21 protein-coding genes are annotated in these 26,070 nt (G+C 70.8%); 6 read left to right on the top strand and 15 right to left on the bottom strand.

Annotation, left to right across the window (positions count from 1 at the left end):
• Nucleotides 1–35: 35 nt before the first annotated feature.
• On the bottom strand, nt 36–383 hold the full coding sequence (locus ABD882_RS08640; protein WP_345186109.1) for an HIT domain-containing protein: 348 nt from the start codon (nt 381–383) through the stop codon (nt 36–38).
• Nucleotides 384–510: 127 nt separating this feature from the next.
• On the opposite strand from ABD882_RS08640, the gene ABD882_RS08645 reads away from it, so the two are divergent.
• Complete coding sequence (locus ABD882_RS08645; RefSeq protein WP_345186110.1) at nt 511–3,339, top strand: glycoside hydrolase family 43 protein; 2,829 nt, start codon at nt 511–513, stop codon at nt 3,337–3,339.
• A gap of 72 nt (nt 3,340–3,411) precedes the next feature.
• Here ABD882_RS08645 and ABD882_RS08650 read toward each other — a convergent pair whose 3' ends face one another.
• The 6 genes from ABD882_RS08650 to lepA form a co-directional block, all read right to left on the bottom strand.
• On the bottom strand, nt 3,412–4,140 hold the full coding sequence (locus ABD882_RS08650; protein WP_345186112.1) for a 16S rRNA (uracil(1498)-N(3))-methyltransferase: 729 nt from the start codon (nt 4,138–4,140) through the stop codon (nt 3,412–3,414).
• 6 nt (nt 4,141–4,146) lie between these two features.
• A complete protein-coding gene (gene dnaJ, locus ABD882_RS08655) occupies nt 4,147–5,253 on the bottom strand; it encodes a molecular chaperone DnaJ (protein WP_345186141.1) in 1,107 nt (368 codons plus the stop codon).
• A gap of 50 nt (nt 5,254–5,303) precedes the next feature.
• Nucleotides 5,304–6,338, bottom strand: coding sequence for a heat-inducible transcriptional repressor HrcA (gene hrcA, locus ABD882_RS08660; protein WP_345186113.1), 1,035 nt, complete (start codon nt 6,336–6,338; stop codon nt 5,304–5,306).
• A gap of 70 nt (nt 6,339–6,408) precedes the next feature.
• Entirely contained in the window at nt 6,409–7,626 is a 1,218-nt protein-coding gene (hemW, locus tag ABD882_RS08665; RefSeq protein WP_345186115.1) for a radical SAM family heme chaperone HemW, read from the bottom strand.
• Nucleotides 7,627–7,639: 13 nt separating this feature from the next.
• Nucleotides 7,640–8,290: a DUF1990 domain-containing protein gene (locus ABD882_RS08670; RefSeq protein WP_345186116.1), complete on the bottom strand. Its 651-nt coding sequence runs from the start codon at nt 8,288–8,290 to the stop codon at nt 7,640–7,642.
• 72 nt (nt 8,291–8,362) lie between these two features.
• Nucleotides 8,363–10,216: a translation elongation factor 4 gene (lepA, locus tag ABD882_RS08675; protein ID WP_345186118.1), complete on the bottom strand. Its 1,854-nt coding sequence runs from the start codon at nt 10,214–10,216 to the stop codon at nt 8,363–8,365.
• Between the two features lie 132 nt (nt 10,217–10,348).
• On the opposite strand from lepA, the gene ABD882_RS08680 reads away from it, so the two are divergent.
• Complete coding sequence (locus ABD882_RS08680; RefSeq protein WP_345186120.1) at nt 10,349–11,074, top strand: alpha/beta fold hydrolase; 726 nt, start codon at nt 10,349–10,351, stop codon at nt 11,072–11,074.
• Here ABD882_RS08680 and ABD882_RS08685 read toward each other — a convergent pair.
• Nucleotides 11,025–12,281 carry an MFS transporter gene (locus ABD882_RS08685; RefSeq protein WP_345186121.1) on the bottom strand — a complete coding sequence of 419 codons (1,257 nt, stop codon included), beginning with the start codon at nt 12,279–12,281 and terminating at the stop codon, nt 11,025–11,027. The two genes, ABD882_RS08680 and ABD882_RS08685, sit on opposite strands and share 50 nt — an antisense overlap.
• Nucleotides 12,278–13,618: a GH1 family beta-glucosidase gene (locus tag ABD882_RS08690; protein ID WP_345186123.1), complete on the bottom strand. Its 1,341-nt coding sequence runs from the start codon at nt 13,616–13,618 to the stop codon at nt 12,278–12,280. The genes ABD882_RS08685 and ABD882_RS08690 overlap by 4 nt, the downstream gene beginning before the upstream one ends.
• A gap of 236 nt (nt 13,619–13,854) precedes the next feature.
• Here ABD882_RS08690 and rpsT point away from each other — a divergent pair, with 236 nt between their 5' ends.
• Nucleotides 13,855–14,115, top strand: coding sequence for a 30S ribosomal protein S20 (gene rpsT, locus ABD882_RS08695; RefSeq protein WP_345186125.1), 261 nt, complete (start codon nt 13,855–13,857; stop codon nt 14,113–14,115).
• Nucleotides 14,116–14,225: 110 nt separating this feature from the next.
• On the opposite strand, the gene holA is transcribed toward rpsT, so the two are convergent.
• The 4 genes from holA to leuS form a co-directional block, all read right to left on the bottom strand.
• Nucleotides 14,226–15,269: a DNA polymerase III subunit delta gene (gene holA, locus ABD882_RS08700; protein ID WP_345186126.1), complete on the bottom strand. Its 1,044-nt coding sequence runs from the start codon at nt 15,267–15,269 to the stop codon at nt 14,226–14,228.
• Nucleotides 15,270–15,298: 29 nt separating this feature from the next.
• Nucleotides 15,299–17,722: a ComEC/Rec2 family competence protein gene (locus ABD882_RS08705; protein ID WP_345186128.1), complete on the bottom strand. Its 2,424-nt coding sequence runs from the start codon at nt 17,720–17,722 to the stop codon at nt 15,299–15,301.
• A complete protein-coding gene (locus ABD882_RS08710) occupies nt 17,719–18,375 on the bottom strand; it encodes a ComEA family DNA-binding protein (protein ID WP_345186130.1) in 657 nt (218 codons plus the stop codon). Before ABD882_RS08710 ends, ABD882_RS08705 begins: the two co-directional genes overlap by 4 nt.
• Nucleotides 18,376–18,484: 109 nt before the next feature.
• The gene (gene leuS, locus ABD882_RS08715) at nt 18,485–21,061 is read right to left on the bottom strand and encodes a leucine--tRNA ligase (protein ID WP_345186142.1); all 2,577 of its coding nucleotides are present in this window, start codon (nt 21,059–21,061) and stop codon (nt 18,485–18,487) included.
• A gap of 162 nt (nt 21,062–21,223) precedes the next feature.
• Between leuS and ABD882_RS08720 the strand changes: the two genes are divergently transcribed.
• Both ABD882_RS08720 and ABD882_RS08725 read left to right on the top strand, forming a co-directional pair.
• A complete protein-coding gene (locus ABD882_RS08720; RefSeq protein WP_345186132.1) occupies nt 21,224–22,267 on the top strand; it encodes an App1 family protein phosphatidate phosphatase in 1,044 nt (347 codons plus the stop codon).
• A 4-nt stretch (nt 22,268–22,271) separates the two neighbouring features.
• Nucleotides 22,272–23,204 carry a 3-methyladenine DNA glycosylase gene (locus ABD882_RS08725; protein ID WP_345186134.1) on the top strand — a complete coding sequence of 311 codons (933 nt, stop codon included), beginning with the start codon at nt 22,272–22,274 and terminating at the stop codon, nt 23,202–23,204.
• Here ABD882_RS08725 and ABD882_RS08730 read toward each other — a convergent pair.
• The gene (locus ABD882_RS08730) at nt 23,183–24,406 is read right to left on the bottom strand and encodes a glycoside hydrolase family 3 N-terminal domain-containing protein (protein WP_345186135.1); all 1,224 of its coding nucleotides are present in this window, start codon (nt 24,404–24,406) and stop codon (nt 23,183–23,185) included. The two genes, ABD882_RS08725 and ABD882_RS08730, sit on opposite strands and share 22 nt — an antisense overlap.
• 73 nt (nt 24,407–24,479) lie before the next feature.
• On the opposite strand from ABD882_RS08730, the gene ABD882_RS08735 reads away from it, so the two are divergent.
• The gene (locus ABD882_RS08735; protein ID WP_345186137.1) at nt 24,480–25,769 is read left to right on the top strand and encodes a threonine/serine exporter family protein; all 1,290 of its coding nucleotides are present in this window, start codon (nt 24,480–24,482) and stop codon (nt 25,767–25,769) included.
• Between the two features lie 49 nt (nt 25,770–25,818).
• Here ABD882_RS08735 and ABD882_RS08740 read toward each other — a convergent pair whose 3' ends face one another.
• Complete coding sequence (locus ABD882_RS08740; RefSeq protein ID WP_345186144.1) at nt 25,819–26,067, bottom strand: HNH endonuclease signature motif containing protein; 249 nt, start codon at nt 26,065–26,067, stop codon at nt 25,819–25,821.
• Nucleotides 26,068–26,070 lie beyond the last annotated feature (3 nt).

Genomic DNA, 26,070 nt, shown 5'->3' on the forward strand with positions numbered 1-26,070 from the left:
CGATGCGAGCGGACACCGTGCTCTCTGCCTGATCGTCAGAAGCCAACGAGCTTGTTCTCCTCGAGGTTGCCGAGCACATGGGCGTGCACGTGGAAGACGGATTGCGCGACGCTGGCGCCGTTGTTGAAGATGAGGCGGTACTCGCCGTTCGCATGCTCGGCGGCGATCCGCTGCGCTGCGGCGACGAGGTCGGCGAGCAGGCCGGGATCGCCTGCGGCCAGCTCCGTCACATCGCGGTACTGCTCGCTCTTCGGGATGACGAGGACGTGCAGCGGCGCCTGCGGATTGATGTCGCGGATCGCGAAGACGCGGTCGGTCTCCAGCAGGATCTCGCCAGGGATCTCCCCGTTCAGGATGCGCGTGAAGATCGACGGCTCGCTCATGGGCTCAGTCTATCGATCGCCCGGGACGCCGGTGGGCTGCTCGGGATCCTTGCGCGGGCGCTCTCTCACCTGCTTCAATGTTGACGTTAACACTGTTGACGTCAACACAATCACGAAGGAGTGATGGATGAAGAGCACCCGAGCAGTGGCGCTCGCGGCCTGCACAGCCGTCGCGCTGGCCATGGCCGGCGTAGGAACGGCTCAGGCCGCGGTTCCCACCGGCGACCCGACGACCTACTCGACATATCCCGCGATACAGGATCCTGGGTCCCGCGCCGCCGACTACTTCCAGCCGTATTGGTTCGACGACAAGGGCGCCCACATCCAGGCGCACGGCGGACAGATCGTCACGGCGCAGGAGCTCGGCGTCACCGGCGACGGCGTCACCAGCGGCGTGGAGTCGGGACGCACCGTCTATTACTGGTACGGCGAGGACCGGACCAACGGATACTACGGAAGCCCGGGCGTGCACGCCTACAAGTCCTACGACACCCTGAACTGGACCGACGAGGGCGTGGTGCTGCGCGCGGTGTCCAGCGCCTCCGAACTCACCTCACCGTACTTCGACGCGCTGTACGACACCGTCGATGACGCGGGCAACCCCCGCGCCGACCGGATCGCTCAGCTGGACTACCACCTGGACACGGCCGATGCCGCCGACCACACGACGGTCTTCGAGCGCCCCAAGGTGCTCTACAACAAGAGCACCCGCACCTGGGTGCTGTGGTGGCACTCGGACGGCCAGACGACTCCCGGCGGCAGCATGTACGCGCGCTCGATGGCGGGCGTCGCGGTCTCGGACAGCCCGACCGGCCCGTTCACCATGGTCGGCGTCTACCGGTTGCCCAACCGCACGAACTACAAGGACTGCATCTCTGCCGCGGTCCCGGGCCAGGCCCGCGACATGACCGTCTTCCAGGATGCCGACGGCACGGCATACATCTCCTACTCCTCGGAGGAGAACCGCTCGCTCTACGTTGCGAAGCTCGACTCCTCGTACACCAACGTGACACACACGACGAACGCGGATCAGCTGAACGCCGGGCAGTACTCGGCGGACGGCCGCTACCCGTACATCTTCGCCGACGGCACCGCCGCCGCACCGGTGCGCGGGCAGGACTTCCAGATCGTGAAGGAGTGCGGCATGCTCGAGGCCCCCGCTCTCTTCGCACACGGCGGCAAGTATTACGCCGTGGCGTCCGGCGCGACCGGCTGGGGCCCGAATCCGCAGACGTACTACACCGCGGACAGCGTGCTGGGGGCCTGGATCCGCGGCGTCGATCCGAACGACCCGTACGAGAACGTCGCCTACAACTCGATCCCCGAGGGCGGGGACGGCCTGCTGTCGATCGGCGACACCCGGCGCACGACCTTTGGCTCGCAGACCGCGAGCGTGCTCGATCTCGGCGGGGGCCGCTATGTCTACCTCGGCGATCGCTGGGACTCCGGAGCCGCCGACTCCACCTATGTCGCCCTGCCTATCACGTTCGGGGAGAACGGCCGCGCCGAGATGAGAAACCCCGCCACCGAGGATCCGGCCCGGTGGGCCCGCGGCTGGGATGCGACCTACTGGGATGACAAGGGCCTCGGCAACGGCATCTGGTCGGTCGGCGACACCGGTCTGCCGACCACGATCGAACCCGGCATGGACTTCGGCGCGAGGCTGCCGGTGACCGTACCTGTGACATCGGGCGGCAGCACCGCGCAGGTCGGGGTGACCTGGAGTGCGACTTCGTTCACCGAGCGCGGGTCGCAGACGATCACGGGAACGCTCGGCGCCGATGCGCAGTTCACCGCCGGCCGCACGTTCACGCGCACGATCATGGTCGCGACGCCGGGGATCGTGAACCTCGCGCCACAGGCGACTGTCGCCGCCTCGAGTCGCAATGATATGGCGCCCAGCGTCGTCGACGGCAACGTGAAGGGTAAGGGCTGGGACAACTGGGTGGGCGGCGGCGCCTACCCGGCCTCGAGCTGGCTGTCGTTCTCCTGGCCGCTCGCCGAAAAGGTCGACGAGATCGACGTGCACACCTACAAGGACGGATCCACCGCGACCTGGCCATCGAGCATCGCTGTCGAGTATGTGGACGCGTCGGGCGCCTGGCGGCCGTCCACCGTGCATGCTGCGCTCGCCCAGGATGCATCCGCGTCGGCACCCGTGGCGAAGCTCGACCTGACCGGATTGCCGCTCACGAACGGGATCCGGCTGCAGTTGAGCACCGCGACGAACACGTGGCAGTCGATCTCGGAGGTACAGATCTGGGGGGCGGACGGTGTCACGGATCTCTGCTCCGTGGCGGGCACGACGGTGTCGGCGAGCTTCTTCCAGACCGAGTGGGCGACGATGCCGGCGCAGAGCGCCTGCGATCGGAACGCCGCGACGTCGTGGTCCACCTGGACCGGCGGCACTCCCGTGTCCGCTGCGACGTTCACGGTCGAGCCGGCCACGGCGCAGATCGTGGATCGGGTGGGCTTCACGAACATCGAGGGGACGATCACCGGGGTGAGCGTAGACTACCGCGATGCGCAGGGCACCTGGCATTCGACGTCGGCGCGGAACCAGCCCCCGCACGCCAACGGTCTGCCCACCACCGTCTCGTTCGCACCCGTGTTCGCATCAGCGGTGCGGGTCGCCTTCGCGACGCCGGGTTCCTACCTGAAGATCCCCGTACTGGCCGTCGGCGCAGCGAAGAGCACCGTGGTCCCGTCGGTCGCGGTGCACTGCACCGGGAGCCAGATCGTGTTCAAGACCACCGTCCAGAACACCGCGTACAAGGCCGCCGACATCACGATCACGACCCCCTTCGGCACGAAGACCGCGGACAGTGTCGCTCCGGGGACGTCGAGTACGATCGCGTTCCCGACGCACACGTCGTCGATCGGAACCGGTGAGACGACGTTCTCCGTCGACGATGCGACCGTGACGGTCGGCTACCCCGCGGCCACCTGTCAGTGACGCGCGAACGCCGCCCGTCCGTGCCTGCAGGCTCGGACGGGCGGCGTTCCCTGAGCGCTCCGATGCGCGGTGCTACCAGCGCCCGCGAGCGACGTTCAGCACCGCGATCGCGGCAGGGCCTGCGGTGGAGGTGCGCAGGACCGTGTCGCCGAGCAGCACGCGTTCGGCGCCCGCCGCCGTCAGGCGATCCAGCTCCTCCGGAGCGATCCCGCCCTCCGGCCCGACCACGAGCACGATGTCGCGATCGTCCTGGACGATCGCCGACAGCCGAACCGGGGCGGTCGGATCCAGGATCAGCACCCGCTGCCCCGCAGCACGGCGTGCGAGATCCGCAGTGCTCTCGACGGCGGCGACCTCGGGCACCCAGGACCGGTGCGCCTGCTTCGCGGCCTCGCGGACGATCGTCGCCCAGCGCTCCCGGCCCTTGGCCGCCTTCGAACCTTCCCAGCGCGACACGCTGCGCGCAGCCTGCCAGGGCACGATCTCGTCGACGCCGAGCTCGCACGCGGCCTGCACGGCCAGCTCGTCGCGGTCGCCCTTGGCGAGCGCCTGCACGAGGAGGATGCGCGGATCCGGCCGCGGATCCACCCGGCGTACGAGGATCCGCACGTCCACTCGGCTCGGTGCGGCGGCCGTGACCTCGCCCTCGAGCCACACACCGGACCCGTCGCCGAGCGTGACCGGTTCCCCGGTCCGCACCCGGCGTACGACGGCGGCGTGTTTGGCCTCGGCCCCGGTCAGGGTCACCGTGCCGCCCGGCTCTACGGCGGTCGCGTCGTGCGTGACGAAGTGCAGGGCCATCTCGGCTCAGCCCCGGAAGCGGTCGCGCAGCTTGGAGAAGAGGCCCTGGTGGAACTCCGAGAGCTTCGGCCCCGGCGCCTTCGAGTGCTTGGCGAAGTCCTCGATGAGCTGGCGCTCCTTGTGATCGAGCTTGGTCGGCGTGAGCACCTGCACGCCCACACGCAGATCTCCGCGCTGCGATCCGCGCAGCGGCGTGATGCCGCGGCCCTTGATCGTGAGCACGTCGCCAGACTGCAGGCCCTGGCGGATCTCGAGATCCACCGTTCCGTCGAGCGAGTCGATGCTCGTCGTGGTGCCGAGGATCGCGTCGCTCATCGCCACCTCGAGCGTCGCCAGCAGGTCATCGCCGTCGCGGCTGAAGCGCGCGTGCGGCGCGACCGACACCTCGACGTACAGGTCGCCGTTCGGGCCGCCGGCGCGGCCGACCTCGCCGGAGCCCGGCAGCTGCAGGCGCAGCCCGGTCTCCACGCCGGCCGGGATGTCCAGGCCGACCGTGCGACGCGAGCGCACCCGTCCCTGACCGTTGCAGGTCTGGCACGGGAACGGGATCGTGGTGCCGAACCCCTCGCACGTTCCGCACGGCGCGGTGGTGACGACGTTGCCGAGGAGACTCCGCACCTGCTGCTGGATGTGCCCGGATCCGCCGCAGATGTCGCAGGTGACCGGCGAGGTGCCCACCTGGCAGCAGGAGCCCTGACACGTCTCGCACAGCACGGCCGTGTCGACCTCGATGTCGCGGTGCACACCGAACACGACGTCGCCGAGCTCGAGGCTGACACGCACGAGGGCATCCTGCCCGCGCTCACGACGCGATCGCGGGCGGGCCGCGCGCGCGCCTCCGCCACCGAAGAACGTCTCGAAGATGTCACCGAAGCCGCCGAACCCTCCGAAGCCGGCATTGCCGTTCTGATCGCCGCCCATGTCGTAGCGACGGCGCGAGTCCGCGTCGCTCAGCACGTCGTAGGCGTGCGTGACCGACTTGAACCGCTCTGCGGCCTCCTCGCTGGGGTTCACGTCCGGGTGCAGCTGCCGTGCGAGCCGCCGGTACGCCTTCTTGATCTCATCCTCGCTCGCATCGCGCGAGACGCCGAGAACCTCGTAGTGGTCCGTCACCATCGCCTTTCCGGGCCGCCCTGCGGCAGCGCGTGTGTTCGTGCGGCCGCTCAGCGGCCGGTCTCGTCCTCTTCGAGCAGCTGCGACAGGTAGCGGGCCACGGCCCGCGCCGCCGCGAGATTGCTCGGGTAGTCCATCCGGGTCGGGCCCATCACGCCGACGCGTGCGGTCCCGGAGTGCGTGATGTAGTCGCTCGCCACGATCGACGCCTCGCCGAGGCCGAACGCGGCGTTCTCCGTGCCGATGCTGGCGGCGAGTCCGTGCTCGTCGACCCGCATCTCGCTCATCAGCCGCAGCAGCGTCACCTGCTCCTCGATCGCCTCCAGGAGCGGATGGATGCTGCCGCGGAAGTCGTGCTCGCGGCGGGCCAGCGTCGCCGCCCCCGCCATCACCAGTCGCTCCTGCCGGAACTCGGCGAGCTCCTCGGCGACGGCCCGCAGCAGGGCGGCCTGCGCGGCGCCGATCCGCGGATCCGACAGGCTCTCCCCCGCCGCGGCGACCTGCTCCGCGCCACGGCGCACCGACCGCCCGGTGATCAGCGAGGTGAGCGTCGCGCGCAGCACCCCGATCTCGCTCTCATCGAGCTCGACCGGGAGCGGAACGATCCGCTGGGAGACGCCGCCCGCATCCGTGACGAGCACGACGAGCAGCCGGCTCGGCGCGAGCGCCACCAGTTCGATGTGCGTGACATGCGCCCGGGCGAAGGACGGATACTGCGCGAGCGCGACCTGCCCGGTGAGCCGGGTGAGCACGCGGACGGTGCGCACCATGAGGTCGTCGAGATCCGCGGGGTCTGCCAGGAACGCCGAGATCGCGGTGCGCTGCGCGGTAGAAAGCGGGCGGACCTGTGCGAGGTGGTCGACGAAGACGCGGTAGCCCTTGTCCGTGGGCACACGACCCGAGGATGTGTGCGGGGCCGCGATGAGCTCCTCATCCTCGAGCAGCGCCATGTCGTTGCGGATCGTGGCGGCCGAGACACCGAAGGCGTGCCGATCCACGATCGACTTGCTGCCGACCGGCTCGTTCGTCTGGACGAAGTCCTCGACGATGGCACGGAGCACTTCGAGTCCGCGTTCTGAGACCATCGCTCCTCCTCACCGCTGGCACTCGTGGGTCTTGAGTGCCAATCCTATCGTGTCGTGCTCCGCGACGGGCTCAGTCCGTGAGCGCGCGCACCACGGCGTCGGCGAGCAGGCGCCCGCGCAGCGTCAGCACGAGCGTGCCGCGCAGCGCGGCCGCGGGATCGACGAGGCCGTCGGCGATGAGTCCGGCGACGCGCGTCCGAGCATCCGGCGCGAGCCCGGTGAGCGGCAGGCCCTCGGCCATCCGGGAGCGCAGCAGGATCCGCTCCAGCTCTACCGCGGCCGGATCGGGTCGCTCGGTGCCCGCCGCCGGGGATTCCCCCATGGCGAGACGCTGCGCGTACGCCGCCGGGTGCTTCACGTTCCACCAGCGCAGGCCGGAGACATGGCTGTGCGCGCCGGGTCCGAAGCCCCACCAGTCGGAGCCCCGCCAGTACGCCATGTTGTGCCGCGAGCGCTGCGCGCCCGTGCGCGCCCAATTGCTCACCTCGTACCAGTCGAAACCGGTGTCGCGCAGCACGCCGTCCGCGAGTTCGTACATGTCGGCCTGCAGGTCGTCGTCCGGCGCCGGCACCTCGCCGCGGCGGATCTGCCGCGCGAGCTTCGTGCCGTCCTCGATGATCAGCGCGTACGCCGAGATGTGGTCGGGGGCGAGTTCGGTCGCCGCGCGCAGCGACGCGCGCCAGTCGTCCAGCGACTCCCCCGGTGCGCCGTAGATGAGATCGACGCTCACCGCCAGACCCGCGGCCCGGGCCGCCTCGACGGCGGTCTGCACGTTCTCCGGACGGTGGGTGCGATCGAGCGCGGCGAGCACGTGCGGCACCGCGGACTGCATGCCGATCGACAGCCGGGTCACTCCCGCCGCGGCCAGCTCCGCCGCGATCGCGGGCGTCACCGTGTCGGGGTTCGCCTCGACCGTGACCTCCGCGCCCTCCACGATCCCGAAGGCGTCGATCGCGGCGCCGAGCATCCGCGCCAGGTCGCCGGGCGGCAGCAGCGTCGGGGTGCCGCCGCCGAAGAACACGGTGTCCATTGGCCGGAGCGCGCCGGCCTCGCCGAGCACGGCACGGGAGAGCGCGATCTCGCCGATCAGGGTGTCGGCGTACGCATCCTGACGCGCCCCGCGCAGCTCGGACGCGGTGTACGTGTTGAAGTCGCAGTAGCCGCAGCGCACCCGGCAGAACGGCACGTGCAGATAGGCGGAGAACGCGACGGCGGGATCGATCCGCAGGTCTGCCGGCAGTCGCCCGTCGACCGGGGCGGGATCCCCCAGCGGTAGCGGCCCCGCCATCAGCGCCCCGCCGTCACAGCGGCGTCGCGTACAGCGGCGAGATCGCGCGCAGGTAGCGGGCGAACAGCTCGCGGCGGCGGCGCTTCACCAGATACGGCACGGTCCGGTACAGGAGGCTGTTCGGACGATCGAACGCGCGCACGGTGAACCACACCTCGTCGGCGTCGTTCCAGGCGATGTCGAACGACTCCTCACCGCTCACGACGGATCCGTCGACGGTGCCGAGCACGAAGCCGATCCGGCGCGACTGCTCCGTCACGGAGATCACGCGCAGCTCGGCATCGGCGCGCATGCCCGCCACGCGACCGTGCAGCTTGAGTGTCATGCCGGGACCCACCCACGGCGTGCCGTCCTCGTCGTACCGCGGCTCCACCTCGGTCTTGCTCGGGGCGATCGGGGCGCCCTCGGCATCGAAGCTCACTCCGGCGTAGCCCGGGCTCGCTGCAGGGCGGACGTCGGTGAGCTCCAGCCCGGCGGCCCGCTGCGCAGTCCAGGACAGCAGAGCGTCGCCCGCGGTGCGGAACCTCTCCTCGCCACTGCCGAGCCGCCACGACTCCTCCGCGGGGATGCTGCGCTCCGGCGGGTACTGCATCAGGTCGGGTGCATGGGTGGCACCCACAGCGGCATAGTCCACCGTTCCTTCTCGGAATGTCCCGCGACGCATGAGTGCAAGCCTACTTGCCGACGGCGAGGACACACCCAGGTTCTCCCAAGGGTGGGGTGCGCCCCGGCTCGCCTACTTCTTGTCCTTGCCCTCGACGTCCCCCGAGAGCGCGGCGATGAACGCCTCCTGGGGGACCTCGACGCGGCCGACCATCTTCATGCGCTTCTTGCCCTCCTTCTGCTTCTCGAGCAGCTTGCGCTTGCGGGTGATGTCGCCGCCGTAGCACTTGGCGAGCACGTCCTTGCGGATCGCGCGGATCGTCTCGCGGGCGATGATGCGGGCGCCGATCGCGGCCTGGATCGGCACCTCGAACTGCTGCCGCGGGATCAGCTTGCGCAGCCGCTCGGCCATCATCGTGCCGTAGGCGTAGGCCTTGTCGCGGTGCACGATCGAGCTGAACGCGTCGACCTTCTCACCCTGCAGCAGGATGTCGACCTTGACCAGATCCGACTCCTGGGTTCCGCTGGGCTCGTAGTCGAGCGAGGCGTAGCCCTGCGTCTTCGACTTGAGCTGGTCGAAGAAGTCGAACACGATCTCGCCGAGCGGCATGTTGTAGCGCAGCTCGACGCGCTCTTCCGAGAAGTACTCCATGCCCAGCAGCGTGCCGCGGCGGGACTGGCAGAGCTCCATCACCGTGCCGACGTAGTCTTTGGGCAGCAGGATCGCGGTCTTCACCATGGGCTCGGAGACGGATCCGATCCGCCCGTCCGGATACTCGCTTGGGTTGGTGACCGTCACCGTCTCGCCGGTGTCGCTGGTGAGCACCTCGTAGATCACGCTGGGCGCGGTGGTGATCAGGTCGAGCCCGAACTCGCGGGACAGCCGCTCGGTGATGATCTCGAGGTGCAGCAGCCCGAGGAAGCCGCAGCGGAAGCCGAAGCCGAGCGCGACGGAGGTCTCCGGCTCGTACTGCAGCGACGCGTCGGAGAGCTTGAGCTTGTCCAGCGCCTCGCGCAGCTCCGCGTAGTCGCTGCCGTCGATCGGGTAGACGCCGCTGAACACCATCGGCTTCGGGTCGGTGTAGCCGGCCAGCGCCTGGGTCGCAGGCTTGCGCGCGGTCGTGATGGTGTCGCCGACCTTCGACTGGCGCACATCCTTCACACCGGTGATCAGGTAGCCCACCTCGCCGACGCCCAGGCCCTTGGTCGGCACCGGTTCGGGGCTCGACACGCCGATCTCGAGGAGTTCGTGGTGCGCGCCGGTCGACATCATCTGGATCCGCTCGCGCGGGGACAGCTTGCCGTCCACCATCCGCACATAGGTGACCACGCCGCGGTAGGAGTCGTAGACCGAGTCGAAGATCATCGCGCGCGCCGGAGCGTCGGCATCGCCGGACGGCGCAGGGATCTCCTGCACGAGCTTGTCGAGTAGCTCCTCGACGCCGGCGCCGGTCTTGCCGGAGACGCGCAGCACGTCCTCCGGGCGCCCGCCGATGAGATCCGCGAGTTCCTTGGCGTACTTCTCCGGCTCGGCCGCGGGCAGGTCGATCTTGTTCAGCACCGGGATGATGGTGAGGTCGTTCTCGAGCGCGAGGTACAGGTTCGCGAGCGTCTGCGCCTCGATGCCCTGTGCGGCGTCCACGAGCAGGATCGCGCCCTCGCAGGCGGCGAGCGAGCGGGACACCTCGTAGGTGAAGTCGACGTGGCCCGGAGTGTCGATCATGTTCAGCGCGACGACCTCGCCGGCGCTCTCCCAGGGCATCCGCACGGCCTGACTCTTGATCGTGATGCCGCGCTCGCGCTCGATGTCCATCCGGTCGAGGTACTGCGCGCGCATGTCGCGGTCAGACACCACGCCCGTGATCTGGAGCATGCGGTCTGCGAGGGTCGACTTGCCGTGATCGATGTGGGCGATGATGCAGAAGTTGCGGATCTGCGCAGGGGGCGTCGAAGCCGGCTGCAGCGGAGTGTGGGCGCGAGGTGACATGTGGTCCTGAGGGTGCGGATCGGCGATCCCGGGCGAGGCTCCGAGGGATCTGCTCGATTCTACGGGAGAGGCCGCGCGGCCAGTCACCGGCCCCGCTTTCGCGTCCCGCCGCGCGTTTCCTAGACTCGACGCATGCCCGCCGCAACTCCCGCCGTCGTGTTCGTGCACGGGATCCGCACCTCGGCGACGATGTGGCGCGCGCAGGTCGAGCACGTCGTCGCGCGCGGCAACCCCGCGCTCGCCGTCGATCTGCCCGGGCACGGTTCGCGCATGGACGAGCCGTTCACGCTCGACGCGGCGATGCGCACGATCGACGACGCCGTGCGCTCGTTCTCGGGTCCGGTGCTGCTGGTCGGGCATTCGATGGGCGGGCTGCTGTCGACCGCGTACACCGGGGAGGATCCGGCGCCGCCGGTCGCGGGGTTCATCGGCGCATCCTGCACCGCGCTCCCCCGCGGTGCGGGCCTTGCCGCCTACCGGATGCTCGCCGGGGCACTCAACGCGATGCCGGACAACGGGCTGTGGCTGAGCCGGCAGGTGCTCGACGTCACGCTTCCCGCCGAGACGAGGGGCGACTTCGGCGCCGGCGGATACGCCATGGCCGCGCAGGACACGGCCCTGCGCTCGCTCGCGGCGCTCGACCTGGAGTCGGCGGTGCGCCGGATCGCGGTGCCCACCTGGTTCGTGAACGGGCAGTTCGACCAGCTGCGCACGCACGAGACGCTCTATCGACGCCTCGCCCCTCAGGCCGAGTTCATCGTGGTGCCGCGCACGACGCATCTGGTCACGGCCATGCGACCGCGGGTGTTCAACGCGGTGCTGGAGCTGGCGCTGGCGACGCTGGAGACGGCGTCCTGACCGCGTAGGTCATCGCCGCCCCGACGAGGGACAGCACCGCCGCGGCCGCGAACAGCAGCCAGAACCCGCCGACGAGTGCCACGAGTCCGGCGCCCAGCAGCGGGCCGAGGAGCTGGCCGAGCTGTGCGGAGACGTTGACCAGCCCGAGGTCGCGCGCGTGGTCGTCCGGGTCCTTCAGCAGATCCGTCGCGAAGGCCAGGCTCACCGCCATGTATGCGCCGTAGCCCGCGCCCATGATCGCCGCCGCGACCATCGTCGTGGTCAGGTCGGGGCTGATCAGGATCACGATGCCGGAGACGCCCTGCACGATCGCGGAGACCGCGGTCAGCATGCGTCGGCGGCCCGTCCGGTCCGAGATCATGCCCGCCACGATCGAGGCGATCACGACGAACACCGTGTAGATCACGATGAGCAGCAGCAGGTCGTCCTGCGACTGCGCCGCCGGCACATGCACGCCGTACAGCAGGAAGAACAGCAGCAGCGAGGTGCCGAAGGCGTTGCCGATGTTCACCGCGAGCCGGCTGATCAGCAGCCAGAGGAAGTCGCGATCCCGCCAGGACGGACGGCCTCCCGCGGCGCGGCGCACCGGCGCGGGCAGCTCGTGCGCCGGAGCGTCGGGCAGCAGCAGCGCAGTGCCCACTCCGATCACGGCGATGATCGCCGCGAGCAGGAGATAGGACTGGGTCACGTTCAGCCCGATCAGCACCACCGCGCCGACGCCGACCACGATGCCGACCGCCTGTGCGGAGCTCGCGGCAGCCGAGGCCGCACCGCGCTGCTCGCTGAGCTGATCCGCGATCATGGCGGTCAGGGCCGCCGAGGCGACGGACACGCCGACCGAGACCACGATCCACGCGGCGCCCACGGCGAGCGGGCCGGCGACCAGACCGGTGAGCACCAGGCCGGCCGCGGAGACCAGCGAACCGCCGATCGCCCAGGGCCGGCGGCGCCCCCAGCGCGAGCGCGTGCGATCCGACCAGCGTCCGGACAGTGGCGCCGCGACGATGCCGACGAGGCCCCCGACCGACAGCACGACGCCGGCCCAGACGACCCCGGAGATCCAGTCCTTCCCCTGACTGTTCGTGTCCAGCTGCAGGGGCAGCAGCAGCTGCACCGGCGTGAGCTGCACCGTCCAGATGGCCAGCCACGCCAGCGTGAACAGCGTCATCCAGAGCGGGCCGACCCGCTTCGTGGCCATCCCGATCATGCCCGCGCCTCCTCGATCAGCGCGCGATACCAGCTGTAGGACGCCTTCGGGGTGCGTCGTCCGGTATCCATGTCGACGTGCACGAGCCCGAATCGCTGGGTGAAGCCCTCCGCCCACTCGAAGTTGTCCAGCAGCGACCACACCGTGTACTCGTCGACCCGGACTCCGGCGCGGATCGCCTCCCGCACCGCGGCGACGTGGCCGCGCAGATAGGAGATGCGCGCGTCGTCGTCGAGGCGCTCCTCGGTGTGCGCTGGTTCGGGGAAGGATGCCCCGTTCTCCGCGATGGCGATCGGCGGGAGCGCGGCGCCGTAGCGTTCGTGCGCGTCGACGAGGAATGCGGTGAGCGCCTCCGGCACGATCGGCCAGAGCGGCCCGAAGCCGGTCGTCGGAGCCCCCGGGGTGGGCACCACCTCGAACGGCACCGGTCCCTCGCAGGCGGCAACGGTCGTCGGGTTGTAATAGTTCACGCCGTACACCTCGCACGGCGCGCTGATCAGCGCGAGGTCGCCGTCGTGCACGGGCATCGTGACGCCCAGCGGCTCAAGGTCGGGATAGCGGCCGAGCAGCACAGGGTCGGCGAAGACCCGGTTGTGGATGAGGTCGTATAGGTACGCGGCCTGCTGGTCGGCCGGGTCGGCGGACGCCGGGAGGACCTGCGTGTGATTGTTTACGATGCCGATCCGCTCGGCGCCGTGCGCGCGCAGGATCGGCACGGCCAGGCCGTGCGCGAGGAGCTGGTGGTGCACGGTCGGCAGGGAGTCGAACAGCAGGGTGCGGCCGGGCGCGAGCTCGCCGATCGCGTAGCCCTGCAGCGTCGTGGAGACCGGCTCGTTGATCGTGTACCAGTGCCGCACCCGGTCGCCGAGGGCAGCGGCGACGACCTCGACGTACTCGGCGAAGTGCTCTGCCGTCGCGCGGTTCAGCCAGCCGCCCTCCGCCTCGAGCGCGGACGGCAGATCCCAGTGGTAGAGCGTCGGGGCCGGCGTGACACCGGCGCCGAGCAGTGCGTCGACGAGCCGGTCGTAGTAGGCGATCCCGCGCAGGTTCGGCGCGCCGTCGGCGAGCACCCGCACCCACGAGATCGAGAACCGGTACTGGTCGACGCCGAGTCCTGCCAGCAGCGCCACGTCTTCGTAGAAGCGGTGATAGCTGTCCGGGCCGGGCTCGGCGGTGCTGCCATCCCGCACCCGATCCGGGGTCTCCACGAAGTCGTCCCAGATGGATCTGTCCCTGCCGTCCGCCCGCCTCGCCCCCTCGACCTGGAAGGCGGCCGTCGCCGCGGAGAAGCGCAGTCGGCGCAGCAGGGCGCTCTCGAGCGGGGCGGCATCGGGCATGGACGACTCCTTCGGGTCCTCCGCCCAGCTTGCACCCTGGATCCGCGCGTCGTGGTGCGCGACGCGCGCGCTCTCGCGCAGGATCCGCGCAGCGGCCGGCCGGTTCGGAGTTCGCCCCGTTCACCTGATAAGATCGGTGATTGGCTTGCGTGTGGGTTCTTCTCTCACGACCGCCGTACGGCGCCCTCTCTCGCCCGCGGCTCATCCATCCATCACTCGAACGAAGGTTTCCACCCGTGGCGAACATCAAGTCGCAGATCAAGCGCAACAAGACCAACGAGAAGGCGCACGAGCGCAACAAGGCCGTCAAGAGCGAGCTCAAGACCGCGGTCCGCAACGCCCGCAAGGCCGTCGCCACCGGCGACAAGGCCGCCGCCGAGACCGCGCTGAAGACGGCGACGAAGAAGCTCGACAAGGCCGTCAGCAAGGGCGTCATCCACTCCAACCAGGCCGCGAACCGCAAGTCGGCGATCGCGAAGCAGGTTTCGGCTCTCTGAGTCGCCCCTCCTCTGCCGAAGGCCCGTCCCGCTGGGACGGGCCTTCGTCGTTTCGCAGACGTGTCCGCAACCGCGTTCGCAGACACGGGTCGGCGTGCCTTCGCCGCGGATCAGCCGCCGTACGGGGCGCGGGTCGCGATCACCGTGATCATGCGCTCCAGCGCGAAGATCGGATCGCGCGCGGCGCCCTTGACGTCGGCGTCGGCGCGGGCGGTGGCCTGGATCGCCATGCCCAGTGTGCGCTCGTTCCACCCCGTCAGGTCGCGGCGGGCGCGATCCACCTGCCAGTCCTTCATGCCGAGCCGGGAGGCGAGCGCCGCGTTCGACTCGCGGGAGCCCGCGACCCGCGCCATCGAGCGCAGCTTCATCGCGAACGCGGCGACCATGGGCACCGGATCCGCCCCGGAGGACAGTGCGTGCCGGAGTGCCACGAGGGCATCCCCCAGCCGCCCGGCGATCGCCGTGTCAGCGACGACGAAGGCGGACACCTCGACGCGTCCGCCGTAGTAGCGCTCCACGATGTCGGGGGTGACGTCGCCCTCGACATCGCCGATCAGCTGCTGGCAGGCGGCGGCGAGTTCGGTGATGTCGTCGGAGAACGCCGAGACCAGCGCCCTGAGCGCCTGCGGGACGATCCGCCGGCCCGCGGCCCGGAACTCCCCCACCGCGAAGTCGGCCTTCTCGTCGTCGCGCTTGATCGCGGGGCACGCGATCTCGATCCCGCCGCCGATGCCGGCCCTGATCGCGTCGAGCAGCTTCTTGCCGCGCACCGTCGCGCCGGTGTGCCGGAGCACGACGGTCGCGCCGTCCTGCGGATGATCGAGGTAGGCGACGGCCTCCGCGAGGAACGCGTCGGTGCAGCGCTCGACACCGGAGATGCGCAGCAGCCGCGGCTCGCCGAACAGCGACGGCGACGCGAGACCCAGCAGGCTGCCGGACTCGTAGTCGTCGGCGCGCAGGTCGCTCACCTCGAGGGCGGGGTCCTCGGCGCGCAGATAGGTGCGGATCCCCGCGATCGCACGCTCCGCGCAGATCTCCTCGGGCCCGGAGACGAGCACGATGGGCGCAGGGCGCGGCTCACGCCAGGGCACATGAGGGATGTTCGACGCCTTCCCGCCACGGCGTGCTGCAGGGGAGGAACGCGGTGCGGGCATGGATCCAGCGTACCGGCGGGCACGGACCTTCACGGCGCCCGAGCCGTGGTCGTGGGGCGACCGGAGGGGTTCGGATCCGGCGTCGCGGGCGGCGTCGGCCGTTCCGCCCAGACCCGCAGGCCGTCCTCGCCCTGGGACACCAGGATCGTGCCGCGCTGATCCGTGCGCAGGATCGGCACGCCCAGCGCCCGGAGCATGTCGAGGGTGGACGCCCGGGGGTGCCCGTAGTCGTTGCCCTCCCCGACCGAGATGAGCGCGAGCGCGGGGTTCAGGACCGCGTACAGCTGCGGATCCTGATCGGCGCTGCCGTGATGGGCGACCTTCACGATCGTCTCGTCGTGCGGGCGCGCGATCCGGCGGAGCATTCCCTGCGACGCGGCCGAGAGGTCCGCCAGGAACAGCGAGCGCGGCACCCCGCCGCCGGAGACCTCGACGATCACGCCGACGTCGTTGCCGGGCGGGAACACCTTCTCGTCGCGCCGCGGCCACAGCACGCGCCAGTCCGCGTCCCCCAGACGCCCCGTCATGCCCGCCGCTGCGGTCACGAGGCGCGCGCCGCGCTGTTGCAGCCGGCGCAGCAGCTGCTCGTGCTTCGGGGTGCCGGGCGGGCCGTGCAGCACCACGTCCGCACGGCCCGCGAGCTCGTCCGCCGCCCCCGCGTGGTCGTGGTCGAAATGGGTGAGCAGCAGCACGTCGAGTCGATCGATGCCGAGATCTCCGAGACAGCGCCGCAGCGGCTCGTGGTCGGGGCCGGTGTCGATCAGCATCACGTGCCCCGCGCTGCGCACCAGGATCGCATCTCCCTGGCCGATGTCGCACATCGCGATCGACCAGTCGGCGGGTCTCTGTGCGAGGGCGACCGGCCCTTGCAGGACCGCCCATCCCCCGGTGGCTCCGACGGTCACCGCGAGCAGACCGGCGACGAGCATCCGCACGAGCGGCCGCAGCGGGCGGTGCGGCACGATCAGGGCGTACAGGCCGGCGCTCAGCGCTGCCACGACCAGTGCCGTGCCGATCCCCGCCGGGGCCGCGACGGTCGCGGCGGGAAGCGCGGCGGTCATCACCGCCGTCTGCGCGATCCACGCCGAGGGCAGCCAGGCGGCGGCCGCGAACAGATCCGCCACCGGCGGAACCGGCATCGCGAGGCACGCGAGCAGCCCGAGCACGGTGGCGATGGGCGAGGCGGGCTCGGCCAGCAGGTTCGCGAGCACGGCGACGACCGACTGCTGCGCGGCGAACAGCGCGATGATCGGACCGCAGGCCAGCTGCGCCGACAGCGGCACCGCGATCGCCAGCGCGAGCGGCCGCGGCAGCCAGCGTCCCAGTCCCCGCGCGAGCGGAGGCGCCAGCACGATCAGCCCCGCCGTCGCCGCCGCGGACAGGGCGAAACCGGGCGCCGCGGCGAGACGCGGATCGGCGAGCAGCAGCACCGTCACGGCCAGCAGCAGCACCGACAGCCCCGCCCGCGGCCGACCCAGCAAGAGCGCGAACATCGCGACACCCGCCATCGCCGCGGCCCTGATCACGCTCGGCTGCGGCGTGACCAGCACCACGAACCCCGCGAGGGCGAGAGCCGCGACCGCGATCCGCAGGAACCGCCCTCCGCCCAGCAGTGTGACGATCCCGAATCCGGCGGCGGCCACCAGCGCCAGGTTGCTGCCGGAGACGGCCGTGAGGTGGCTGAGGCCGCTGGCCTTCATCGCCGCGTCGAGTTCCGGGCTCACGGCGCGCACATCGCCCACGGCGAGTCCGGGCAGCAGTTCGGATCCGGGTTCCGGAAGCCGCTGCGTACGCGCGATGAACGCGGCGCGCACGTCGCCCGCGAGAGTCTCGACCGGCCCGCCGCGAGACAGGTGCTCGACGGAACCCGCCGCGAACAGCACGAGCGCGGCCCGCTCGCCGGCGTCGGTGCCCTTGGTCTGCGCAGTGAGCCGCAGCACCGTGCCCGGCCCCAGGGTCGCGGAGCGCGCGTCGACGGGGATCCCGATCCGCACCGGCACGCCGAGATCGCGGAGCCGATCCCCCGGTCCGATCCGGATCGTGTCAGCGTCCGCCCAGAGACGCCCGTCCGCACCGACAGACGGGAGCGACCGCACGCTCACCTCGGCGGTGACCGCGTGCCCCGCCCAGCCCGCCGCCTCATCGCGGGCGACCGTGGTCAGCGCGATCGAGCCGCCGATCCCTCCGGCGACACCGGCGCACACGATGAGGAGCGGCACCGCGCGCGCCGCGGCGCGGTACAGGCCGACCGGGCTCGCCGCCATCCGTCTCCGCACCGGCAACAGGATCGCGCCGAGCAGCACGGCCGCGCCCAGCAGAGGCCAGGACACGGCCGGCAGGAACGACACCAGCAGCGCCACCGTCCACGCCGTCACGGCGACGGGGACCATGCGGACGTCCCGCAACCGCTGGTGCGGGTGCGGAGCCGGCACCGCGGACGCGTCGCCGGTCATACCCGCACGAGATCCCGGATCGAGGCGAGCATCTTGTCGCCGATCCCCGGCACGGCCAGCAGATCGTCCACGCTGGTGAACCTGCCATTGGCCGTGCGCCAGTCGATGATCCGCTGCGCGAGGGCCGGACCGATCCGCGGCAGCGTGTCGAGCGCGGCGACGTCCGCGGTGTTCAGGTCGATGAGGGCTCCCGGCGCGCCGGAGCCGGCCGCCCCTGCGCTCCCGGTCCCCGAGGCGGTGCCCGCGGGTTCCGCCCCGATAGCCGGCACCACGATCTGCTCGCCGTCCGTCAGCGGACGGGCCAGGTTCACCGCGCCCTGGTCGGCGTCGGGCAGCGTGCCGCCTGCCGCGGCGAGAGCCTCCGCGACTCTCGCCCCGTCATCGAGCACGTACAGCCCGGGGCGGGCGACCTGACCGAGCACGTGCACGTAGACGGATCCGGCGGAGATCCCGGATCCCGCGGAGCTCGGCCGCGGTGTCGCCGGAATCGTCTCCGGCGCGGCAGATGAGCGGGTGAGCAGCCCGACCCCCACCGTGACCGACACCGCCACCAGGGCGACCACGACCGCGGCGCCGAGGCCCAGGCGGATGCGCCGGGGTGCGCGCGCCACGACCACCGCCGTCGGGGTCTCAGGATCCGGCTCGTCGGTCACACCGCGACGCTAAGCGCCTGCGCGATGCGGCGGAGGCGCCTGCGCGCATCCGGTGCGCAACTCGCGTCCGAAAGGCTCTGTGGAGGGCGGCCGCGTATCCGCCTGCAGATCAGCCCTTGACGGCGAAGTTGACGATCTTCGGAGCCCGCACGATGACCCGCACGATCTCCTTGCCCTCCAGCGCCCGCTGCACCTTCTCGTCGGCGCGCGCGAGCGCCTCCAGCTCCGCGTCGCCGATCTTCGCCGGCACCTCGAGCGTGGTGCGCACCTTGCCGTTCACCTGCACGGCGCACGTGATCGTGTCCTCGACGAGCAGCACCGGATCGGCCTGACGCCAGGTCACCAGTCCCACGGACGGCTCGTGCCCGAGGATCTCCCAGATCTCCTCCGCGGTGTGCGGGGCGACCAGGTCGAGCATCACGGCAAGCGTCTCGGCGGCCTCACGCACGGCGGGGTCGCCCGCGCCCGCACCGGTGTCGATCGTCTTGCGGATCGCGTTGACGAGTTCCATCAGACGCGCGACCAGCACATTGAACTTGGTCTGCTCCACCAGCGCGGGGGCCTCGGCGAGCAGGTGGTGGGTGATCCGGCGCAGCGCCGCGTCACCGCCGTCGAAGACGACGTCGACGGGACTGGCCACGTCGTGGGCGACCCGCAGCGCACGGGCCAGGAACTTCTGCGCCCCTGTCGTGGACACGTCCTTCCAGTCCTTGTCGTCCTCCACGGGACCGGCGAAGGCGAGCGCGACCCGCAGCGCATCGGCGCCAAAGGCGTTCAGCTCCTCCTCGAACAGCACCAGGTTGCCCTTGCTCTTGGACATCTTCGCGCCGTCCAGGATCACCATGCCCTGGTTGATCAGGCTGGAGAACGGCTCCGTGAAGTCGATCAGGCCCATGTCGAACAGCACCTTGGTGATGAACCGCGCGTACAGCAGGTGCAGGATCGCGTGTTCCACACCGCCGACGTACGAGTCGATCGGCGCCCAGCGCCGCGCCTCGTTCACGTCGAACGCGACGGTGTCGCTCTGCGGCGACAGGAAGCGCAGGTAGTACCAGGAGCTGTCCACGAACGTGTCCATGGTGTCGGGATCGCGCAGCGCCGGCTCCCCGGTGCCTGGGACGGTCGTCTGCACCCAGCTGGTCGCCGCGCCCAGAGGGCTGGATCCCTTCGGCGACAGATCCAGGCCTTCGATGCTCGGCAGGCGCACCGGCAGCTGCTCCTCGGGGACCGGCACGATCTCGCCGTCCTGCGTGTGCAGCATCGGGATCGGGGTTCCCCAGAACCGCTGGCGCGAGATCAGCCAGTCGCGCAGGCGGTAGTTCTTCGCCTTGCGGCCGGTGCCGGCGGCCTCGAGCTGCTCGATCGCGCGGGCGATCGCGTTGCGCTTGGAGAGCCCGTTCAGCTCGCCCGAGTTGATCATGCGGCCGTCGCCGGTCAGCGCGATGCCGGTCTTCGCGGGGTGCTGGTCATCCAGCGACTCCAGCGGCTCGATCGGCACGCCGTCCTCGTCCAGCTCGATCACGGGCATCGCGCCCGTGATCGGGGCGGTCGTGTCCACGACGACCCGCACCGGCAGGTCGAACGTGCGGGCGAAGTCGAGGTCGCGCTGGTCGTGCGCGGGCACGGCCATGACTGCACCGTGGCCGTAGTCGGCCAGCACGTAGTCGGCGGCCCAGATCGGCAGCCGCTCGCCGTTCACGGGGTTGACCGCGAAGCGCTCCAGGAACACGCCGGTCTTCGGACGGTCGGCGGACTGCCGGTCGATCTCGCTGGTCTTCTGCACCTGCGTCAGGTAGTCCTGGAAACGCGCCCGCACCTCGGCGGGCGCCCCGGCGGCGAGCTCGGACGCCAGGTCCGAGTCGGGCGCGACGACCATGAAGGTCGCGCCGTGCAGCGTGTCAGGACGGGTGGAGAACACCGTGACGGCGGCCTCGCGGCCCTCGATCGCGAAGTCCACATCGGCGCCGATGGACCGGCCGATCCAGTTGCGCTGCATCTGCAGCACCTTGTGCGGCCAGAATCCCTCGAGCTGGTTCAGGTCGTCCAGCAGGCGGTCGGCGTAGTCGGTGATCCGGAAGTACCACTGCGTGAGGTTCTTCTTCACAACCTCCGCGCCGCAGCGCTCGCAGCGCCCGTCGACGACCTGCTCGTTCGCGAGCACGGTCTGGTCGTTCGGGCACCAGTTCACCGGGCTCTTCTTGCGGTACGCCAAGCCCCGCTCGTACAGCTTCAGGAACAGCCACTGGTTCCAGCGGTAGTACTCCGGGTCGGAGGTGTGCAGCACCCGACTCCAGTCGAACGAGACGCCGTATGCCTGGAAGCCCGCCTTCTGCTGGGCGATGTTCTGGTACGTCCACTCGCGCGGATCCGCTCCGCGACGGATGGCGGCGTTCTCGGCGGGCAGGCCGAAGGAGTCCCAGCCGATCGGGTTCAGCACGTTGTGCCCGCGGTGCCGCCAGAAGCGCGCCACGATGTCGGAGTAGAGGTAGTTCTCGGCATGCCCCATGTGCAGGTCGCCCGACGGGTACGGGAACATCGCCAGCACATACTTGCGCGGGCGCACGTCGTCGGCGCCGCCGGCGGCGAACGTCTCGTTCTCCGCCCAGTACTTCTGCCACTTGGCCTGAAGCGCGTGCACCGACAGCGGCTCGTCGTCATTCGACGGGGATGCGGTGTGGGACAGGATCTCTGACAACGCGACGACCACTCTCTTGCAGCAAAGGAACGTCCCCCGAACAGGGGAACGTCCAGATTATCCCAGCCCGCTGGGAGCAGGACTCCGCCGGGTGTCCCTGCCCCGCCTGTGCGGGCGTGCGCTTCACCTCGGGCATGGGAGACTAGAGACGCTATGCCCGCGCCCGCACAGACTCCGTCCGCTCGACGTCCGGATCGGATTCACTGGTTCGCCCGCCTGGAGCACCGCTTCCACGCGTGGCGCGAGCGGCGCGCGCGCAAGCGCGGCAGGAGCGCCACCGTCCTCCCGTTCCCGGGCTACGGCGGCCCCGGCTGGATCCGCGTGGTCGGCCGCGTCCTGATCCTCCCGAAGACCGGGCGGAAGTCCCGTGACGCCAGCGCGCGCGGCTGGCGCAGCTTCGTCGGCATCCCCGTGAGCTTCTCCACCGTCACGATCACGATCGGCGACCGCACGCACGAGGTCACCGCCGATCGCGGGGGCGTGATCGACTGCCGCATCGAGGTCGAGCTGCCGGCCGGCTGGCAGCAGGTGACGATGTCGGTCGAGGATCAGGATCCGATCCCGGCGCGGATCTTCGTCGTCGGGAAGGATGTGCGCTTCGGCGTGGTCTCCGACGTGGATGACACGGTCATGGTGACCGCGCTGCCCCGACCGCTCATCGCCGCGTGGAACTCGTTCGTCGTGGACGAGCACGCACGCACGCCCGTCCCCGGGATGGCGGTGCTGCTCGAGCGGCTGATGAGGGACAATCCCGGCTCGCCCATGATCTATCTGTCCACCGGGGCCTGGAACGTCGCGCCGACCTTGAACCGGTTCCTGTCCAGGCATCTGTTCCCGGCAGGATCCATGTTGCTCACCGACTGGGGTCCCACGCACGACCGCTGGTTCCGCAGCGGCCAGGAGCACAAGCTGACGAACCTGGACCGACTCGCGACGGAGTTCCCGCACGTGCGCTGGCTGCTGATCGGCGACGACGGGCAGCACGACGAGTCCATCTACGGGCAGTTCCTCGGCGAGCACCCCGAGTCCGTCGCCGCCGTGGCGATCCGCCGGCTGCTGCCCGCCGAGGCGGTGCTGGCCGGGCGCCGGGCCGGATCCCGCACCGAGAACGATGTCGCGGTGACCGTGCCCTGGGTGAGCGCCGAGGACGGCGCCGGCATCCTCGACACGCTCATCACCGCCGGCGTCGTGCACTGAGCTCATGACCGCGGCCATGCCCGGATCGCCGATCGTGCGGCGGCGACTCGACCGCGAGGTCTGGAGCGAACGGGCGGGCGCGCATGCGGAGCGCGCCGACCTGCTGACGGCGGCGCATCGCGAGCGCCGGGCGCGCGGCGAGACGCATCCCGTGCACGACTTCCTGTTCACCTACTACGGGTACAAGCCGGGGCAGCTGCGGCGCTGGCATCCTGGCGCCGGCGTGACCCTCGAGGGCGCCGCCGAACGCGCGGCCTGGCGCTGGTACTCCCCCGATCCGGCCGCCGCGCCCGACGCCTTTTTCCCGGACGCCGCCGCGTTCGCCGCGGACAAGCCGGAGCTCGCCCGGCTGGTGCGGGCGATGCTCGCACGCACCGCGGCGCGCCCCGGCCAGTTCGGCTGTTTCGGCCTGCACGAGTGGGCGATGGTCTACCGCACGCCGGAGCATCGCCACGAGGTGCCGCTGCGGCTCGGACAGGCGGGGACCGACGCGGTCGTCGAGGCGGGCGAGCTGCGCTGCACGCACATCGACGCGTTCCGCTTCTTCACACCCGAGGCGGTGCCGCGCAATCGCCTGGCGCCGACCCGCGAGACGCAGCCGCTGCTCGAGCAGCCCGGCTGTCTGCATGCGGGCATGGACGTATACAAGTGGGCGATGAAGCTCGGGCCGCTCGTCGACGGCGAGACCCTGCTCGATGCGTTCGAGCTCGCGCGGGACATCCGGATCCTGGACATGGAGGCGGCTCCCTACGACCTGTCCAACTGGGGCGTCGAACCGGTGCGCATCGAGACGCCCGAGGGCAAGGCCGAGTATGTGCGCCGGCAGCGTGGCTTCGCACAACGCGGCACTGCGCTGCGCGCGCGGATCCTGCACGCGTGGCTCGGCGAGGAGTTCCCCGCGCTCGTGCCGTCGGATCAGCGGGCCACCGCGAGCTGAAGCCGCAGCGCGACCACCCGGGATACGGCGTCGGACAGCCGGTCGGCGGGCAGATCGCCGTGCTGCACGGCGGCGACCAGGCCGTCGGCGATCCGCTGCGGGGTGTCCGGTCCGGCTCCCCCGAGAGCGAGCACGAGATCGCTGCCGGCCGCAACGGAGCGCACGGCATCGGCCACGACATCCGTGTAGGCGGGGACGCCGGAATCGGTGAGCATGTTGAGGTCGTCGGTGACGATCACGCCCCGGAAGCCGAGGTCGTGCCGGAGGATCTCATGCCAGCGCGGCGACAGCGAGGCGGGTTCCGCGTCGACGGCGGTATAGGCGAGATGCCCCATCATCACGAGCGGGGCGCCGGCCACGATCCCCGCCGCGAAGGGCGGCGCGACCTGCGCCCGCCAGGTCGCGAGATCCATGCCGGTGCTCGGGATGGAGTGGTGCGAATCGCCCTCGGCCGCGCCATGCCCGGGGAAGTGCTTCAGCGTGCTGCGCACCGACGGCTCTTCGCCGCGCACCGCTGCGGCGACCCGCTCGGCCGCCGCCGCCGGATCGGTGCCGAATGACCGATCGTAGATGAACGAGTCCGGCCCCTGCGCCACGTCGGCGATCACGCCGAAGTTGACGGTGATCCCCGCGTCCTTCAGGATCCGGCCGCGCGCCGCGAACGCCGCCTGCGCGGCGGCGGCGGGCTGCGTCTTGAGCACGTCGGCTCCGGGCTGGTCGTCCCACTGCAGCCGCACCACATCGCCGCCCTCCTCGTCGGTGGCGATGAGGGGCGGCAGCGCCGGATCCGTCGTGAGCGCGGAAGTGACAATGCGCAGCCCGTCAGGCGTGTCGGGGATGTTGGAGCCCATCAGGATGAACCCGCCGAACCCACCGCGCATCATCGCGGTGAGGGCTGCGGGATCCGTGCCCGGCGCGTTCCCCATCACGACGGCGGCCGCGCGCTGCGCGAGGCTCATGCCGTCGACGATCGCCTTCACCCGCTGTGCTTCCGAGGGCTGTTGCCTCGCCGTGGTCGCCGACGGGCTCGGCGCCGTCGCCGATGAGGTCACCGCAGTCGCGGCTGGGCTCGGCGGAGGCGTGCGCTGCGCGGCCGGGGCGCATGCCGCGGTCGCGAGGAGCACCGTGAGCAGGGCGGCAGCGCCCGCCGCCCGCCGTGTCCCGTCCACGCGCGGGCGCCGTGAACCCGCCGATGCTCGCATGTCTCCAGCCTAGGTCGGCGACCTGGACGCACGCGGTGCGGCGGAGGCACCGCACACCCTACGATTTCAGGTGATGTCCCCTTTCGAACCCGTCAGCACCGACGTCGTGCTGGGTGATCTCGGCGCGCTGCTGCTCGATGCGGGCGTGTCGGTCACCGACGTGCGCGGCACCCTCGAGCGCGTCCGCGACGCGACCGCTCCCGGCGATCAGCTCGCCTTCGCCGTGCTCCCCGAGCACGTGCTGGTCAGCCGTCCCGGGGTGCCGGGCGCGACCACGATCGCATCCGGGGACGGATCCGATCTCACGTTCCGGCAGACCGCGCACGCCTCCCGCCTGGCGCGCCGTCTGGAGGCGGGGCGCGTGAGCCTCGACCAGGTCCCGGCACACATCGCGCACATCCGCGGGATCACCCTCCGTCACCCGTTCCTGCAGCGCACTCTCGGCGGCGGGCTTCTCGCCTCGGGTCTCGCCCTGCTGTTCCGCTGCCCGTGGTGGGCGGTTGTGCTCGCCCTGCTCGTCGGCGGCCTCGTCGCCGCGATCGTGGTGGCCACGGATCGGATCCGCGCCGCCGCTGCGGTGATCCCGTTCGTCGCCTCGTTCATCTCCACCCTCATCGTCGGGGTGGTCGCGGACCGTCTCGACTTCGGCGCCGTGCCGCTGTTCGCCGTCTGCGCACCGGTCGCGCTGCTGGTGCCGGGAGCTCTCATCACGAACGCGCTGCTCGAACTGACGGCGGCCGACATCGTCACCGGCGCATCGCGGCTGATGTACGGGCTGATCATGCTCGGATTCATGGCGGCCGGCATCTTCACCGGCGCCGCCGTGACGGGCCTGCGCGTGGATCCGCACTCCGCGGCGCTCGTCGGCGAGACGTCGCTGGTAACCGGGCATTCGGGGTGGGAGGCCGTCCCGCCGCTCTGGCTCTCCGGCATCGGCGTGGTGGTACTCGCGATCGGGATCGGGCTGAGTTTCGGATCCGGGTTCCGGCTCGGCATCGCGACCGTGATCGTGATGATCTGCACGTACGCGGCACTGCAGCTTTTGACTCCGTTCACGGGAAGCACTGTGGCGACGGGCATCACGGCCGGTCTGCTGTTCCTCGCCGCCCGTGTCCTGGAGCGCGTCACGCTCGCGGTGCCCGCGACGGTGTCGTTCCAACCGGCTTTCCTGCTGCTCGTGCCCGGCACCGTCGGTCTCGTCGCGCTCGCCTCGTTCGACGCGCAGGCGCTCGCGGCTGCTCCGCTGGTGTTCCTCAGCCTGTGCATCGGCACGAAGGTCGGCGCTCTCTTCGCCGACGCGCTGCGGATCACACGTCCGGTCTCGCCGAACACCCAGACCGGATCCATCCGGATCATCCGCTGAGGAAGGCGATCTCGACGATCCCGCGACGGGATCGCGCCCAGCACGTTCGTCATGGTCCTGGTGGTCCGAGGGCGCCTGCCAGCGTTTCGGCCGCGGGTCTGGCCGCGCCGTGGTGTCGGGGTCTGCGCCACGCGTGGTAGGGGTCCCACCAGTGGGGTCCGCGGATTTCGGGGGTCCCGTGTCTCATGCGGATGGCCCATCCGGAGGTGTCGAGGGTGCGGTGGTGGTGCCAACACAGGCTCACACCGTTGCTGGTGTGGGTGGGGCCGCCGTCGGCCCATTCCCGTACGTGGTGGATTTC

Source organism: Microbacterium panaciterrae (assembly GCF_039541635.1).
In the GTDB taxonomy this organism is placed as follows: domain Bacteria; phylum Actinomycetota; class Actinomycetes; order Actinomycetales; family Microbacteriaceae; genus Microbacterium; species Microbacterium panaciterrae.